Here is a 16,106-nt window from a genome sequence, read left to right on the forward strand (position 1 = left end):
GAGGCCCGTCTTGTTGGCTTTTTTGAGGATCTGTTTGGGGGTCACGGGGTCTTCATAGAGACAGACGGCCTCACCGCTTTGGATGTCGAGCGTCAAGTCCTTGCAGAGGGAGGACAGCTCTTCCTTGAACTTGTCGGCGCAACGCAGGCACGCCAAGTGATCGACCTTCATTTTGAGCACTTGGCCTTCCGAGGCGCCGGCGGGAATGGAGGTCACGAGAAAAAGAATGGTCAAGATCCGCTTCATGGTTCCTGGAGTACCCCAGGGAACCAGCCGACGCAAGGCGATCCGTTGCGGCCGGCCGGTCCGATCATCGTACGCAACCTTTTGACAAGGGGGTCGAAGTCCCCCATAAGCCTTTTGTCGGATCGGGCCTTGATTGACGTAAAAGTCGGGACGCCGCGGCTATGATCAGCATTCCAACCGCCCACCTGCGTCTGCTCGTGAACCAGCTGGTGTTCTCCGCATCGCAATTGGGGGCGGGCAGTCCGGTTTCGTCGGTCCTCCGCAATCTCGAGCAGCCAGTTCAATATGCATTGACCAACGAGGGTTTCGCGCCGCCGCTCGACCCCCTGAATCGGCTGATCGAGCGAAATGCTTTGACCGCCTTGCTCGAAGACTCCCATGAGGAAGTCGTCTCGGCTCTCGGTCAAGCGGTCGAAGGCCTTCGACCCATCGCGGCCGCAAGCGACCGAGAGTCGGCTCGGCTCCTCGAATACATGCATGGACGCTGGGAGCAGCTGGTTCGAACCGAATCGAGCGCCCTTCGCAGGCATCCTCTCGTGGCCGGCGCCCCCCCGGTTTCCTCTCCCGACCGCCCCGTTCGCCGGCAACATCACACGCTCCAGACGAGCATCTACCGGCTGATCCTTGAGAATTCCAATCAACCGCTGAGCATTTTCGAATTCGACGAAAACGATCGCCCCACCCTTATTCTGCACAGCCAGGCCCTGGAGAGGGAATTGGGATACGACCCCGAGGAACTCAAACAGGCGCCGACCGATCAGCTTTTCTCGCCGGCGGTGGCCGATCAGTTTCTCGTCAAGTTGGGGCGCGCCCGGCGGACGGGGGAGCTGGATTGGCCCAGCGTGCACATGGCGCGCAAGAATGGCGCCGTGCACCTCATGGATATCCGGGCCACAATCAGCCGAACACGGGACAGGACCTACGCGCTCGTGTTTTATGCGGATACGGAAAGACGTCTTCAGACGGAGCAATATGCCATCCAGGCACAGCGCTGGGATGCCATCCGATGTCTCATTTCGGGGCTCTCTCACAACATGAACAACGCGCTCATGATCCCCATGGGTCACTTGAGCTACTTGGAACTGGAGCTTCGACGGGGGAATCTCAGCCCGGAACGCGTTCAGGATTTCGTCAATGACATGACGCGGGACATTCGGCTCATCGTCGAGCACATTCGTTATCTCCGGGGCGGACTCGGGGACACGCGGGGTGACGTCCAACCCTTTGATCTTCACGAGCTGCTGGCCGAAAGGACGCTCCAGGCGATCACGAAGGGCCAGATCCCGTTGGAGATCAACCTGCCGATGATCCCGAGACGGATCATGGGTCCTCCCGCCGACATTCAGCAGGTTGTCCTGAATCTGATCACGAATGCCGTCGATGCCATGGAAGGGCGGGCAGCGCGGTTTCTGCGGATCTCGACCGATCGCAAGACGGTCAGCGAGCAGGAACTCGTCCGTCTCAATGTGCGACCGAACTTTCCGAATGCCGTTCCCGGGATCTACGTGCTCCTGAGCGTGAGCGATACCGGAACGGGAATCTCGCCGGACGTGCTGCCGAAGATTTTTGACCCCTATATGAGCACCAAGGCGCCCTTCTCGATCGTCAATCAAACCGGGAACAGCGGCCTGGGATTGAGCACGGCGCGTCATATCGTCATGAATCAGGGCGGGTTCATTGCCGTGGAAACCGAGGAGAACGTCGGCACGACGTTTCATGTCTATCTCCCCGAGGCCGCCCGCCGCACCAGTTCAACGCAGATGATGGCGGCCAATACCTCGCTCGAAAGTCGGGGCAACGAGGTCCTCCTTCTGGTCGACGACGACGATTTGGTCAGGCGCTCCCTCATCCGTATGCTGGCGATCTACAAATATGGTCAGATTCTCGAGGCCAACAGCGGCGATCAGGCGTTGAAGATCCTCGAGAGGCACCCCGAAATCACGGTCATGATCACCGATTTGAAAATGCCTCAAATGGGCGGGGACGAATTGATCGCGCGAGTACGGCGAAGCCATTCGAAGCTGCCGATCATCGCGATATCCGGTGACTATGACGCGACGAAGGATCTCGGAACCGATGTGGCCGTTCTCCACAAGCCGCTGGTCGACCATGTCGTTCTGGCGCGGCTTCTGCGCGGTTTGATAGATGGCGAGCCTCCGAGGCCGGCCCGAAAGCCACGATAACCGCGTCGGGAGCCTCCGGGAAGAAGAAGGCCGTGGAAATCCAGATTCCTGATACCGTTCCGCGAATGGCGACCACGACATGAAGACACCGACCCGCTGCCCCTGGCCGAACGACGACCCCCTCATGATGGCCTATCACGACGAGGAATGGGGCGTCCCCGTCCACGACGACCGGAAACTCTTCGAATTTCTAATTTTGGAAGGCGCCCAGGCGGGCCTGAGCTGGAGCACGATCCTGAAGAAGCGCGAAAACTACCGACGCGCCTTCGCCGGCTTCGACGCGGTCAAGGTTGCGCGCTTCGGCCCCAAGGACGTCGCGAGGCTCTTGAAGGACGCAGGCATCGTCCGCAACCGCCTCAAGATCGAGGCGGCGATCGGCAACGCGCGGGCCTTTCTCAAGGTGCGGGCCACGTTTGGAAGCTTCGATGCCTACAGCTGGTGCTTCGTCGGCGGGCGGCCCGTGGTCAACCGCTGGAAACACCTCAAGCAACTCCCCGTCACCACCCCCGCCTCCGACGCCTTCAGCAAGGACTTGAAACAGCGCGGCTTCCGGTTCGTGGGCTCCACCATCATCTACGCCCACATGCAGGCCGTGGGCATGGTGAACGACCACCTCGTGACCTGTTGCCGGCACAAGGCCGTCCAACGGTGATTGTCGTCCGTGGATGCCAAGATCGACCAAGTTGACGACTCTCTCTCCCAAGACATCCAGATCTTTACGGAAGACCTGCGTCAAGTGAAACGCCGGGTGACCCTCCTCGAAAAGAAATCGCTCCCCTAAGCTATTTCATTTGGACAGATTTCGCGGTGATTTTTCCGTCCAGTTTGTCGTAGATGCACCGATAGTCGAATTGCCTTTCCTCCTCACGATTGTCCTTGAACGAGCCGTCTCCTTCCAAGAGTTTTCCCTCTTTCCCCGCCTGAAATTCTTTGGGCGAATGGAAGGCAAGATTCGATATTTGGGGGTTTTTCTTCCTGATCTCCGACGTGACGGCGTCTTGGCATTCACTCGCCGCGGCTTTATCGGCCACGGCATCGTCTTTCGTGGCCCGCGTACCCGCGGCGGGCGCGTCGGCCTTCGAAACCGAGTAGTAGAGGTTGGCCGGTTTCCCCGAGGCGCCGTTGATATCGCAGAACCATTCGAATTCCGTCCGATCTCCGCCGGGCATCACGTAAGAACCTTTGCCGGCGTAATGCGTCAGGGGGCCGTGGGGGATGGCCCTTCTCGCATCTCTTGCGAAAACGACCTTTTTCGCCTTGTTCGCCCCCTTCACTTCCTGAGCGATGGCCTCCTCGCATTGAGCCCCGCCCGTCTGGGCCGCCTTGGCCATGAGACGGCCCGAAACGGCGGCGCAGGTCAGCGAGACCATCAACGTGACAAGAACTTTTCTGTGGCTCATAGAGATCTCCTTATCCACGGAGTCGGTTGTTAGCGCCGATGCACTTCTTTTGAAACTGAATGCGCGCCACCCCAACTTGAAATCACAAGATGATGCCGAAGATCTGCCCGTGGAAATCGGCCCTCGGCTACGCCGCTGACCTTGCCGTCTCGATCCTCGGGAAGTCGATCTCCGTCCCCGCCACGTGGTTGACGTAGTTCGTGAAGATGTTGAACACCGTCACAGTGACCAGATCCAGGATCTCCCCGTCGCTGTATCCCGCCTTCCGCACTTCCTCCAGGTCGGCGTCCGAGACGCGGCCCCGCAGGTCCACGAGCTTCCGCGCGAACGTGAGCGCCGCCTGGGTCTTGCGGTCGCCGGAGAGGGCACCCAGGTTCCGCGAAAGCTCACTTTCGGCCACCTTGTGCATCTTCCCCAGGGCCGTGTGGGCCGAGGCGCAGTAAGCGCAGGCGTTGGCGCCGGCCACCGTCAGAGCGACCTGCTCGCGCAGGGCTGGCGACAGTTTGCTTTCGCCGAAGCCGGTAAACCCGGCCACCGCGAAGCCCAGGGAAGAGGACGAATGCGCCAAGGTCGTGAACAGGTTTGGCGTAAACCCGAGCATCTTTTTCACGCCGACGAGAAGCACCTTGGATTTGGCGTCGGGGGTGGGGTTGGGTGGGATGCGTTCCATAAATCCTCCTTTGTTGAAAGTGACTGATGTAAACCGTTCTGTTTACATTAAGTAAACCTATCGGTTTACTTCGTCAAGTCTTTTTGTTATAAGAAGGCTGTCCCGGGAGGAATGAGCTTGGAACCCCTGAATAAGCGTGAGGAAATCATCCAACGGGCCTTCAAGATTTTTTACGACGGAGGCTTTCATGCGACGGGCGTGGACACCCTCCTCGCCGATTCCGGCATTTCGAAACGCACCCTCTACAAGTACTTTCGCTCCAAGGAGGAGCTGATCGCCGCGATCGTGGAGCACTATCAAAACCTGCTTTTTCAGGACGTCTCCAAGGAGATGGTCAAACGGAGCAGCGACCCCAAGGAGCAGATTCTGTACCTCTTCGATCAGAAGCGGGAAGAGTTCGAGGCGAAGAACTACAACGGATGTTTCGCCGTCAACGCCAAGCTCGAGTTCGAGGGCAAGGACAAACAGATTGAGGCCGCCTGCAAGACGCTCTATGAGAAGCTCGAGGAGTTCGTGGCGGCTCTCTGCACCCAGGCGAAATGCAAGCAGCCCAAGAAAGTCGCGCGCCAGATCATGATCTTATTCGAGGGCGCCGTCGTCCTGGGGCAGATGCATCGCGATCCTTCCATCCCCGAGACCGCCAAGAAGCTGGCTCGCGAGCTCTTGAGGGAGACGGTCGAGGCAAGCCGCTAGGCCGGCTTCTTTAGGAAAAAGTGGCGCGTCGAACACCATATTTCCAAAATCCTTACCCTACCTTGTAATCGATCCTGAACCACCGCTCGAGCATTTTCTCGGTTTAAGAGCATCTCCATCGGAACGAAACCATTTCCGGCTTCCGCCGATAAACTCTTTGAGGAGCTGAACATGGCCAGCGAGATCGATTTTCGGGTCATCCCGATCGGCAACATTTTCGAAAAGTCGGCTTGGACCAAGCTGGACAAGTCGTTCAAAATCTCGAAGGTCGTCGACCGTGACGCGGAGTCCCTCGGCGGAACGGCGGCGGGGGTCGCGCTGGAGAAGGAGGTCCCCTTCCGGAAACTTCCGGGACGGCGGGCCGCCGTTGCGGCGGCGGTCGAGGGAACCCGGGAGTCCTACCACTTGGTCTTCACGATTTCGTACAACGCCGATTACCTCGACCGGGCTTGCGGTCAACGGAAATACTTCTATTCGCCGGACATCTGGGAGGGAGCGGTCGAGGGCGTGGCCGGGCCGGCCTCGGTGGCGGTGATCCTGTCCGGAAATTACAATCGCGACCGCAAGACCGACCTTCTGGTGATCCTCTCAACCGGGGCGGCCTACGTCTTCCAGCAGATCCCGGGACCCTTGCCCCCCACCACCTGCGAAGCGGGGGATTAGGGGGATTCCCTTCGACGGTATGCGCATGTTCTGGGAGGGTCGGTAAGATCGTCAACCTCTAGAGGAGGAGCCCATGAAATTCGTGTTTCATGATTTTCCCTCCCGTCAGTAATAAAACCCGACGCCCAGGTTGAACTGGTCGACGCCGGCGTTCGCGCGGTTCCAATTGAACATGTAGTCCGCCTTGATGGCCACCTGCGGGATCGGCAGGTACGAAATGCCGGCCGTCACCGTGTTGCGATCGTTGGCCGGATCCTTGGCGAATCCGGTGGGCATGCGGAATTGCGTGTCGAAATCCTCAAACCGTCCGAAGACAACCACGTCGTGCTTGGTCTCCGGCAAGAGGTGGTGAAGGAGGTGATAGGCCCCTTCCACGTAGAAACCGAGCATTTGCCTTCCGACAAAGTCGCTGAAGGTCGGATCGGCGGCGATCAGGACGTTGTTGATGTTACCGGAGTCGCTCAAATTCGTGAAGGCGAAGGCCCCGTCCAAGTCGATCCCTTGAAAGCTGTACTTCGCATCGGCCTCCAGCATGGTCAGCAGACCGCCTCCGATGGCGCCGTTGCCCTGGCCGGTATTGCCGACAAAAAAGGACGTGCCGAGCCTCAGGCCGGGGACGCCCTTGTATTGCAGCCGGCCGGCGGCGCCGAAGTCGCGGCCCGGGGCCTCGCCGATGCTGTGATCGTCATGAAATCCTTCGCTCCCGCTGAAGCTTTGATCGATCGCCCCCGTGTCATCCAGATTGACCGCCGTCAGGCTCGAGAGTCCGTAGAGTTCGTAGTCGAACCCGGCCCCGAATTTTCCATGCACCCCCGCCCCGGCGCCCTGCCAGGAGGTCGGGATGATGACGCGATAGAGCTCGGGCCGCTCGACGCTGTAGAAGAGCGGCGGCTCGTGATGCTCATTGAGCACGCCCATCGGCACCAGAATGGCCCCCAGGCGGACGCTCGCCCAGGGTTTGATGAGAAAATCCAAATAGGCGAACTCAAGCTCTGGCTCCTTGAAGGCGTGCTCGAAATCCAATTCGGAACGGAAAATCAGCCAATCGGCAAAATCATAGCCGACGCCCAGCACCAGCCGGTGAAAGTCGATCTCATTGCCCGTGGGACCGATCTTTCCGTTGTAGTGGAGCTCTCCATACCCGAAGAGATGAAAACGCCCGAAATTGCCGAGGCGCTTGAGCCCTTCCTCCCCGCCCTGCGCCTCCTTCTCCAGCTCCTCGTCGGTGGCCTCGATTCTGGGGCCACCCTCCGGTTGGACCGCCCCGGAGTCCGTTTTCTTCGACGGGGCCCGGGCCTCGGCTGCAAGAGACACGGCCGCGAGAACGGCCGCCAGGGCGACGCTGAGGAACGAGGCTTTGCGATTCATGGGGGTCTCCTTCGTGCTTAATTAATTTTGAAATTCATTTTCAATATCAGCCCGGCTTCACTGATATCCAGGAACGGAAGACCCCGTCAATGTTTTTTTGCGGCCTCAGGAAGCGGGCGTGGGATCGTGATGGGGAGAATCCTCCGGATCCTCGTCGGGCGGGTCGATCCATTCGGAAAGCGGGTCGTCAAACCGCGACCAGTCCTGGCGCATTTCGATGTCCGAGAGAAGGCAGCGGTCCAGCTCCGCCTCCAGGTCCTTGACGGGCAGGTCATCCCCGACGAAGGCGATTTCGTTCCGCCGGTCTCCCCACTTGGAGTCCCACACCTCCTTGAGGCGCGGGTCCTGTTGAAAGGCGAAGGCGACGTCGAATGGGTCCGCGCCGGCCAGCCATGGCTCGTCGGGCGACATCATGAGAAAAGCGGGCGCGATGTAGTTCAAGCGAAAGGCTTCCTCGGGACGGGTCGCGATCCACACCAGGCCCGTCGCGCGAATCACCGCCTCCGGCAGATGGGCCAGAAACTCGTCCAGGCGGGCGGGGTGAAACGGGCGCTTGCGCGCGTAGGTCCACGTGGGCGATCGGTCCACGACCGCCGAGCGGAAGGTCTCGTCATAATCGAAGCGCTTCTGTCCCATGAGAAGAAGCAGGAGATCGTCGTCGCGGCCTCGACGCAAAATCTCCACACGCCTCTGGAGCTTGCGGATGTAGGACTCGATCTCCTGAAGCTCGCCCTCCTCCACCTCGCCCGCGTTGGTCAGAACGATCAGATCCGTGAATTCGATGCCCTCGACGAGCGTCTCCGCGGCCGAAACGGAATCGTAAAACGTCTCCGGCGCCTCCAAGTCCTCCCAAAAATAACGGGCGTCCACGACCGAGACAACCGCCTGCTGTTCGGGCAGGACCCGCGGATCGCCCCCCGTCTCCTCCAACTCCTCCAGCATTTCGGCCGCCTCCACCGCGCTCCAAGCGCAGGGAACCTCCATGAACACCACCCGGGCCTCGCGATTCGCGGCTTCCGTCAGGAGTTTTTTCATCTGGTTGCGGAGCGCGCAGGAATAGCAGGCGTGCCGGTCGTCCTTGGGGGGAAGCGTCAGCGTATGGACCATCGCTCCGCCATCCGTCCAGCGGGAGACCAGGTCGCGCAGGAATTCCGATTTGCCCGAGCCCGGTGCGCCGTGAACGGACACGATCCGAAGCCTTCGGGACCGTTCCGGGTAACGCAGGATGGAGACTTTGGACATAGTCATATTATACCCGTCTGGCTACCGCGCGAACAGGAGTCGCATGGGATTGCCGGTGACCGCGATCCCCACCAGCCACCAGGCAAGCGTCCGGAGCCTCAGAACGAAAACGACCGCCACGCCCACCGGGGCCAGGGGAAGGCCGAAGGTCAGGGCCAAGACGAGGGCGACCGCCCCCTCCAAGACGCCCAAGGCGGCGGGCACGAAAGACACGCCGAGGCGCATGACCGGTATCAAGGCGGCCAAACCCAGGGCCAAGGCCCCGGGGAAATACCCATCAATCGCGCGCCCGATCGCAAAGATCTCCAAGGCGGACAATCCAAAGACGGCCAAATGGATCAAGAGGGCCGTAAAAAAGGCCGCAGGCCGCGCCGCTCGGAAGCGGCTCAAGAATCGGTCCCTCTCCTGGAATCGTCCCCGCACGGCCGGTGAAAGGATCCGCGTCGGAACCCCTTCGAGAAGGGCCGTAAAGAATCCCCGCCGGCCTCGCGCCGCGGCGATCGCGTAGCCCAATCCTCCCAAGGCGGCGATCACCATGAGGCCCCGGACGAGGCCGTTGCCGGGGACCAACAGAAACCCGAAAAAAAGGCCCAGACCGGCGAAGACCAAGCCCGCCACCGATCTCACCGACTGATCGGTCACGACCGAGCCCGCCCCGTCGGCGACGCCGGCCCTCTTCTTGAGGAGGGCCAGGCGAACGGGCGTGCCCCCGATCCCCAAGAAGGACACGAGCACCGCGGTGAGAGGCACCCGAGCCTTCCCCTCCTGGGCGAGGGCGATCTTCCAAGCCGCCGACCGAAAGGCCAGGGCCGCCGCGGAAAGGGCCAAAACCGTGCCGATCGCCCAGAGTCCCCCGCCGATGGAGGCGAAGACGGCGGACGGCCCCGCGAGGAGACAAACGGCGAGCCAAAGAAGAACGCCCATCCCCAAAAAGGCCAACGCCCTTCGCGGCAAGAGTTTTTTGAGGTCGATGCCCTTCATGAAGCCTTTGGATTGCGCCTCAGTGCCGCGCGAGTCAAGGCAGTTGACGGTCGATTTTCTCCACGTCCTCCGGCGAAAGCGCGAGATCGGCCGCCGCGACGGAGTCCTCGAGGTTGTGCTTTTTCGAGGCGCCGGGGATCGGCAGGATCGCGGGCGAGCGGGCCAGCATCCAGGCAAGCACGATCCTCTGCGGAGAAACGCCCCTCTCCTGGGACAGGGTCCTCAGGACCGGAATATCGTTCAACCGCCGCACCCGGTCGCTGCCTCCCAGCGGGCTCCACGGCAGAAAGGTCAATTTCTCCCTCTCGCAATACGCCAAGATACCGTCCTTCTCCGCGGTTCGCCGCCAGGGATTGTACTGGTTTTGGACCGAGACGATCTCGACGATCTCCCGCGCCTGCTCGACTTGTTGAACGTCCACGTTCGACAGGCCCACGAAACGGACGAGTCCCGAGCCAACCGCCTCGCGCACGGGCTTGAGCGTCTCGCTCAAGTCAAAGCGGGGATCCGGCGCATGAAGCTGCCAAAGGGGGATCGGCCTCTGCCCTCCCAAGGCCTGGTAGCTTTCGTGGATCGTCTTGTGGATATGCCTGGGGTCGCCATTGGAGACCCAATCGCCGTTCGGGCGCATGAGACCGCCCTTGGTGGCCACGATGACCCCTCCCGTGTTCCCCTTGTACAAGGACAAGGCCTTGGCGATCAGACGCTCGTTATGGTGTTTGTCGCGCTCGTCGATGCAGTAGGCGTCGGCGGTGTCGATGAGAGTGACGCCCAGGTCGAGCGCGCGGTGAATGACGGCGAGAGCCTGCTCCTCCGGAGGGCGCCCGTCCAGAGAGAGCGGCATGGCACCCAGGCCGATCGCCCCCACCTCCACGCTGGTCCTCCCCAACTTTTTTTGTTTCATTTACGTCCCTCATCCAGTAGAAAGGCGGGCATGAAAACAAATAAACTTATTCTCCCCGCTTTGGCAATCCTTCTCGCCGTTCCGGCGTTCACGGCGTGCGAGCCGTCTCCGAGCCAGATGGAGAAGTCGATCCAGACCTTCTTCGACAAGAATCCTCAGTTCCTGGAGAAACAATTCCAGGACATGATGCGCAAGCGGAATCCCGAGGCCGAACCGCTCGAGGACCGCATCAAGAAGGCGATCACCGTCGACCTCAACAACGCCCCGACGATGGGACCGGACGACGCGCCCGTCACGATGGTAATCTTCTCCGACTTCCAATGCCCCTTCTGCAAGCGGGCCGCGGAAACGCCCAAACAGCTCGTGGAGCAGTACAAAGGCAAGGTCCGCATCGCCTTCCGCCAGCATCCGCTCCCCATGCACAAGAACGCCCTGCCCGCGGCCAAGGCCGCGCTCGCCGCCCATGAACAGGGCAAGTTCTGGCAGTATCACGACCTGCTCTTCGCGAATCAGCAGGACTTAAGCGAACCAAACCTCATTAAGCTCGCCCAGCAGGCCGGACTCAACGTGCCCAAATTCACGAAGGCGATGAAATCGACCCAGTTCGACAAGCAGATTCAGGACGATACCAATTTCGCCATGAAGAACGGCGCGTCGGGCACGCCGGCCTTCTTCATCAACGGCGTCTCACTCAAGGGCGCCAAGCCGATCGCCGCCTTCCAAGAGGTCATCGATAAGATCCTCGAGATGAAAGGCCTCAAAACCCCGGCGGCGGCCCCGGCTCCCGGAACGCAGCCGCCCGAGCCCGCCCCGGCGCCCAAGGGCTGATCGTCCGCCCACTTCTAGCCCATCTCTGACCGTCCTCAAGGGAGGTGCCCATGGATCGTGATGAAATCCGCGACGTCGTACGCGCCGTCCTGGCTGAGCTCGAAAGCAACGTCGCCATGGCCGACAAGTGGGAAGGGGGAACGGTGATCCTCAAACCGGGCCTTTCCTCCCTGCAAACGAAAGAGATTCCGATCGAGACGTTCTTTCACAAGGTCGTCATGGTGAGGGACAAACTCCGCGTGCTGGAGCAGAAGATCAACGGCCACCCCAAGCTCTCCGACGTCGACAAGGCCGAGATGCAACAGTACGTCACCCGATGCTACGGCAGTCTCACGACGCTGAACGTCTTCTTCAAGCACGAAGAGGACAAGTTTAAGGGAATGGGGGGAGACTAAGTGAAACGGCTTTTTCTCCCTCTCCTTCTGTTGCTGGCCTGTTCCCCCCTTTCAGCGGGAGACAGCTGGCAGGTTCATCTGACGGTGGCCCTCAAAAACGGCGGGGCTTACGCGGAGACGGAGGACGGCAAGGTCCTCTTCGACCACAGGAGCCGGGATTACTTCATTCCCGCCTCTACGATGAAGATCGCCACGGCCGCGTGCGCCATCGACCGGCTGGGCAGGGATTTCCGGTTTGCCACGGATTTCTTCATCACGCAGGACAAGCGGCTGATCGTGAAAGGCTACGGCGACCCTTTCCTCGTTTCGGAGGAACTGGCCGTCGCCGCGGCCGCGCTCGCCTCGAAGGGCGTGAAGGAGGTCAAGGGCATCCTCCTCGACACCACCTATTTCGAACCGGACATCAAGATCGACGGGACCTCGAACTCGACCAATCCCTACGACGCCCTGAACGGGGCGCTCATCGCCAACTTCAACACGGTGAACGTGCATAAGATGGGCTCCGGCCCGCGCGCGGCGGTTTATTCCGCCGAGACCCAGACGCCGATCACGCCCATCGCCGTGGAAAGCGCGGAGGGGCTGCCCCCGGGTCAACAGCGGATCAACATCGGCCAGGATCCCCTCAAGGGCGCGCGTTACGTGGGGGAACTCCTGAGCGAGTTCCTCAAGAAGGAAGGGGTCCGCGTCGAAGGCCCGATCGTGCCGGGCGCGGCGCCGAAGAACGCTCAACCGGTCTACCGCCATCTCTCTTCGCGGCGCGCCGAAGACGTGGTCCGGGAGCTTTTGAAATTCTCGACCAACTTCATGGCCAATCAGGTTTTCCTGGTCCTGGGCGCCGAACGGTTCGGTCCTCCCGCGAACGTCGAGAAGGCCCAGACCGTCTTGAGGGATTGTCTCAAGAACGACGCGGGCTGGACGAATTTTCACGTCCATGAAGGCGCGGGGCTGTCCCGGAAGAACGCGGTGACTCCGCGTCAGATGGTGGATCTTCTCCGCCACTTCGAGCCTCACCTCGACCTGTTGCCCCGCGAAGAAGGAGTTTTCCGCGCCAAGACGGGGACGCTGACGGGCGTCAACACCTTGGCCGGATTTTTTCCGATGAGCGACGGAAAGATGGCCCGCTTCGCCATCCTGGTGAACTCACCCGTCCCGTTCGACTACAAATTCAAATTGGCGAAGATGTTATACGACGGGGTCAATGCGTCCCCATAGGGCGAACACGAGGTCAGCGCAGCAGCACCGTCGTTAGGTGTCGCCCCTACTTCACACCAACAAGTTCCACGTCAAAGATGAGGTCCGCGTTCGGCGGGATCGCGTCGCCGGCGCCGCGCGCTCCATAGCCGAGTTTGGCGGGAATCAAGAGTGTCCGCGTCCCGCCCACCTTCATGCCGGAAATGCCTTCCTCCCAGCCGGGGATCACCTTGCCCATTCCCAAGGGAAATTCGATCGGCACCCCGCGGTCACGCGAGCTGTCGAACTTCTTGCCTTTGGCGCCCTTTTCGTCCAACCAACCCGTGTATTGGACGGAGACAATCTTTCCTTTCACCGCCTCCGCGCCCGTCCCCGCCTTGTGGTCTTCGTATTTGAGACCCGTGGGCGAAGTCACCACCGCCGCCCCGGCCGCCGTCGTCATGGTCATTAGAACCCCCAATGTCAGAAGAACGCGTTTCATCTGAGCCCCTCCGTTTGTTTGACAGCTTCTTATCAGAGATCTAGAAAAAACTCCATGGTCTCCGATCCGACCGAACTCAAGAAAATCGCCGAGACGATGGGGGTCCCCAAGATCCGTCGTCACATCTTCCTGTGCTGCGACCAGACCAAGCCCAAGTGTTGCTCCAAGGAGGCCGGACTTGAATCCTGGGAGTACCTCAAGAAGCGGCTCCGGGAACTGAATCTCCTGGGCGCGGGCGGCATCTACCGCACCAAGGCCAACTGCCTCCAAATCTGCCAAAACGGCCCCATCGCCGTCGTCTACCCGGAGGGGACCTGGTATCACTCCTGCACCCCGGCGGTGCTGGAGAGGATCATTCAAGAACACCTTCTGGGGGGACGGCCGGTCCTGGATTATTTGATCCTCTAAAGAGGCCCGAAACTACTCAAAAAACAACATAATAGAACACTTTAGGACAAACTATTGTCCTTTAGACCCGCAACTTTTGACGCACTTCGTCGATAGGGTGTCGAAGTGACACTCACGACCCCACTACCCTACACCGTCCTCATGAATCAGGCCTTGCCGGGGTTCACCCCCCACTTGAGGGCCTTTGATTTCATGGCCGTCGGCTGGGACGGACACCCCCTCGAGGCGAGGATCCAGGCCCTGGACGACACCGTCGGAATCCTCAAGGCGGAGCCGGACGGCAATGAGACCCTCATCCACCGCGTGGAAAGGGAGGTTGTCCGTCTGGTCACGCGCCCGTCTCAGGCAAAAAAAGACACGCGGCTCCTCTCGGACATTTCTCAGGCCCTTCGTGCCCTCCGCGCGGCGAGGATCGACCTGACGCCCCGCCGTGCATCCCTGGAACTCTCGCGCCTCATCACACGTCCTTTGAACTCCGAGACACAGCCGGGCCTCATGATCCGCGGTCCCGCGCGTCTCTTCAAAGTCCACCGGCCTCACGTCGACCCGATGGAGGATTTCGGTCGGATGGTCCACGCCATTTGGAGTTCGGATCCGGACAGGGCCAGAGAAATCTTTCAGGCCGCGGCATTTCGCGACCGGCCGGGGGAGGCCATGCACGTCCAGACCTTCGCCATCACGCCGGAGGAACTGGAACGCAAGACCCGGGCGCTCGCGGAAGCCCGTTTCGAAGTTCACGCCGCTCCGATCCCCTTTGACATGATGCCCGCGCGCCCTGCGGGGGAGACCCTCTCCGAATCCCCGGAAACCGCTCATTGGATCGTCGGTAGGCGGACCGACACGCCTCTCGAGCTGTGGTTTCGGGAATTCGTCGACAAGGCCGACAAGAAAAACGACCCGCCGATCGGCCAACTGGACGTCTTGGATCGGACCGGAATCCCCCCGGACGACTCCTCCCTGCAAGGCGATTTGCGGGGGCTGTTCGGCAGGCCGCTGTCATGGGAAGACATCCGCAAGGGCTTCGCCATTGACGTTCCCAAGTACGTTACGCGCCGCATCTCCCTCCGGAGACACGATGAGTCGGGAGGCGTGTCGATCCTCACCGAAATCGCGACCCGCCGCGGAGGCGAGATCGCCGCGCGCCTCTATGGATGGCTCCCCCCACCCCCCGCGGATGGCCAGCCCTGGATCGCCTGGGGCGAAGACCTGAATGAGCAGCTCTACGGCTTGTATCCCTCCCGACGGATCCTTCAGCACATCCAACAAGGCATCGGCCGGCGCGCCCTGACGCGCACCCTCGTTTTCCTGCACCGCCTCGGTGTCAATGCCCTGGACATGAACGCCCGCGGCCATGGCCTGACCTTCATGCCCGGCATCGGATTCGACTTCCGGGACGATTCGGTCCGCCGCAAGGTCCTCGACGACTTCCACGACTACGTGAAGGAACACGACTCAAGCCCGACGAAAAAGACGCTCAGCGACCTCCTGAAGGTCCGCCAGGCCTCGGACATCCTCGATTATCAAAACGATCGTGGCGAACCTTTGGGAAGGGCCTTCCTCGAGCACTACGCTCAAACGCGGAAGGAAACCGTCTCTCTCCGATTCTGGCTGAACGGCACCTTCGGCGGTTGGAGACGGCTGTTCAGCCGTCAGCTCGCCCTGCGCGCGGAGCTCGATTTCGAGGAAGTCTCCCAATCGGACAGGGTGCTCGCGCACCGCAACCTCATGGAGGAGGCGGAGTCCCTGACCAAGGCGCAACCATCCATTGACTTGGACGTTCCGGAGGACCTCCGGCGCCTGGCCGCTCGACGAAACGACTTGATCCTGCACCTCCTGGGCGAGCTGGAACAGGCGCGGACCAACGCGGACCTGGACAGCCTGACCCAGCTCCTCAACCGGCGCGCCTTGATGCGGCACAATGCCGAACTGGAGCGGAGTCTTTCCGCCAACCGGAAAGGGGACGCGCCGAACGGCCACTACGTGCTCATGGTGGACATCGACTTTTTCAAGAAGGTCAACGACACGTTCAGTTACAAGGCCGGCGATCAAGCGATCGCCCGCGTCGCGCAAGTCCTCAAGGAGTCGATCCGGGACGGAGACCTTGTCTGCCGCTGGGGCGGCGAGGAATTCGTGCTGATCCTGAAGCATTCGGGGCGCGACGGCGCTGCCAACGTGGCCGAGAGGATCCGCCAGGAAGTCGAGAGAAAACCCCTGAAGGTCAATGGAGGGACGGAACACCCGCTGACCGTCAGCATCGGCTTCGCCCCTTTCCAACTGGTCGCGCCGCGCCGGCGGAGTTCCGGGGAATTCAATCCGCACGAGGAAGAGCCCGTCGACGTCGAGAACTCCCTCACGACATCGATCGCGGCGGCGGAAACAGGACTCAAGACGGCCAAGAGAACAGGCCGGAACCGCGTGGTCCATCAGGACGAAACGGCCGTCGTCCTCTAGTT

General features: G+C 61.0%; 17 protein-coding genes. 9 read left to right on the top strand and 8 right to left on the bottom strand.

Annotation, left to right across the window (positions count from 1 at the left end):
- Positions 1-246, bottom strand: a 246-nt coding sequence (locus VLJ37_01330; GenBank protein ID HSA58310.1) for a hypothetical protein, incomplete at its 3' end; no start/stop codon positions are given.
- Between the two features lie 161 nt (positions 247-407).
- On the opposite strand from VLJ37_01330, the gene VLJ37_01335 reads away from it, so the two are divergent.
- Together VLJ37_01335 and VLJ37_01340 are read left to right on the top strand one after the other, a co-directional pair.
- Positions 408-2,429, top strand: a complete 2,022-nt coding sequence (locus VLJ37_01335) for an ATP-binding protein (GenBank protein ID HSA58311.1) — start codon at positions 408-410, stop codon at positions 2,427-2,429.
- Between the two features lie 79 nt (positions 2,430-2,508).
- Positions 2,509-3,081 (top strand): DNA-3-methyladenine glycosylase I, encoded by a 573-nt coding sequence (locus tag VLJ37_01340; GenBank protein ID HSA58312.1) that lies wholly within the window; start codon positions 2,509-2,511, stop codon positions 3,079-3,081.
- A gap of 130 nt (positions 3,082-3,211) precedes the next feature.
- Here VLJ37_01340 and VLJ37_01345 read toward each other — a convergent pair whose 3' ends face one another.
- Positions 3,212-3,829, bottom strand: a complete 618-nt coding sequence (locus VLJ37_01345; GenBank protein ID HSA58313.1) for a hypothetical protein — start codon at positions 3,827-3,829, stop codon at positions 3,212-3,214.
- Between the two features lie 127 nt (positions 3,830-3,956).
- Positions 3,957-4,499, bottom strand: coding sequence for a carboxymuconolactone decarboxylase family protein (locus VLJ37_01350; GenBank protein ID HSA58314.1), 543 nt, complete (start codon positions 4,497-4,499; stop codon positions 3,957-3,959).
- A gap of 117 nt (positions 4,500-4,616) precedes the next feature.
- Here VLJ37_01350 and VLJ37_01355 point away from each other — a divergent pair, with 117 nt between their 5' ends.
- Both VLJ37_01355 and VLJ37_01360 read left to right on the top strand, forming a co-directional pair.
- On the top strand, positions 4,617-5,192 hold the full coding sequence (locus VLJ37_01355) for a TetR/AcrR family transcriptional regulator (GenBank protein HSA58315.1): 576 nt from the start codon (positions 4,617-4,619) through the stop codon (positions 5,190-5,192).
- A 171-nt stretch (positions 5,193-5,363) separates the two neighbouring features.
- Positions 5,364-5,855, top strand: a complete 492-nt coding sequence (locus VLJ37_01360) for a hypothetical protein (protein HSA58316.1) — start codon at positions 5,364-5,366, stop codon at positions 5,853-5,855.
- A gap of 105 nt (positions 5,856-5,960) precedes the next feature.
- Here VLJ37_01360 and VLJ37_01365 read toward each other — a convergent pair whose 3' ends face one another.
- The 4 genes from VLJ37_01365 to VLJ37_01380 form a co-directional block, all read right to left on the bottom strand.
- On the bottom strand, positions 5,961-7,223 hold the full coding sequence (locus tag VLJ37_01365) for a hypothetical protein (protein HSA58317.1): 1,263 nt from the start codon (positions 7,221-7,223) through the stop codon (positions 5,961-5,963).
- A gap of 105 nt (positions 7,224-7,328) precedes the next feature.
- Complete coding sequence (locus VLJ37_01370; protein ID HSA58318.1) at positions 7,329-8,465, bottom strand: GTP-binding protein; 1,137 nt, start codon at positions 8,463-8,465, stop codon at positions 7,329-7,331.
- A gap of 21 nt (positions 8,466-8,486) precedes the next feature.
- Positions 8,487-9,446, bottom strand: a complete 960-nt coding sequence (locus tag VLJ37_01375; GenBank protein ID HSA58319.1) for a lysylphosphatidylglycerol synthase domain-containing protein — start codon at positions 9,444-9,446, stop codon at positions 8,487-8,489.
- A 34-nt stretch (positions 9,447-9,480) separates the two neighbouring features.
- A complete protein-coding gene (locus VLJ37_01380) occupies positions 9,481-10,350 on the bottom strand; it encodes an aldo/keto reductase (protein ID HSA58320.1) in 870 nt (289 codons plus the stop codon).
- A 30-nt stretch (positions 10,351-10,380) separates the two neighbouring features.
- Between VLJ37_01380 and VLJ37_01385 the strand changes: the two genes are divergently transcribed.
- From VLJ37_01385 to VLJ37_01395, 3 genes are read left to right on the top strand one after another with little or no spacing between them, the layout of a single operon-like run.
- Positions 10,381-11,178 (top strand): thioredoxin domain-containing protein, encoded by a 798-nt coding sequence (locus VLJ37_01385; GenBank protein HSA58321.1) that lies wholly within the window; start codon positions 10,381-10,383, stop codon positions 11,176-11,178.
- A 50-nt stretch (positions 11,179-11,228) separates the two neighbouring features.
- On the top strand, positions 11,229-11,573 hold the full coding sequence (locus VLJ37_01390) for a hypothetical protein (GenBank protein ID HSA58322.1): 345 nt from the start codon (positions 11,229-11,231) through the stop codon (positions 11,571-11,573).
- Positions 11,574-12,785, top strand: coding sequence for a D-alanyl-D-alanine carboxypeptidase (locus VLJ37_01395; GenBank protein ID HSA58323.1), 1,212 nt, complete (start codon positions 11,574-11,576; stop codon positions 12,783-12,785).
- 46 nt (positions 12,786-12,831) lie between these two features.
- On the opposite strand, the gene VLJ37_01400 is transcribed toward VLJ37_01395, so the two are convergent.
- The gene (locus VLJ37_01400) at positions 12,832-13,245 is read right to left on the bottom strand and encodes an FKBP-type peptidyl-prolyl cis-trans isomerase (GenBank protein ID HSA58324.1); all 414 of its coding nucleotides are present in this window, start codon (positions 13,243-13,245) and stop codon (positions 12,832-12,834) included.
- 54 nt (positions 13,246-13,299) lie between these two features.
- Between VLJ37_01400 and VLJ37_01405 the strand changes: the two genes are divergently transcribed.
- Both VLJ37_01405 and VLJ37_01410 read left to right on the top strand, forming a co-directional pair.
- Entirely contained in the window at positions 13,300-13,653 is a 354-nt protein-coding gene (locus VLJ37_01405) for a (2Fe-2S) ferredoxin domain-containing protein (GenBank protein ID HSA58325.1), read from the top strand.
- Between the two features lie 105 nt (positions 13,654-13,758).
- On the top strand, positions 13,759-16,104 hold the full coding sequence (locus VLJ37_01410) for a GGDEF domain-containing protein (GenBank protein ID HSA58326.1): 2,346 nt from the start codon (positions 13,759-13,761) through the stop codon (positions 16,102-16,104).
- Positions 16,105-16,106: the final 2 nt, after the last annotated feature.

The sequence above is a fragment of the bacterium genome (genome assembly GCA_035454885.1).
GTDB lineage: Bacteria > UBA10199 > UBA10199 > JACPAL01.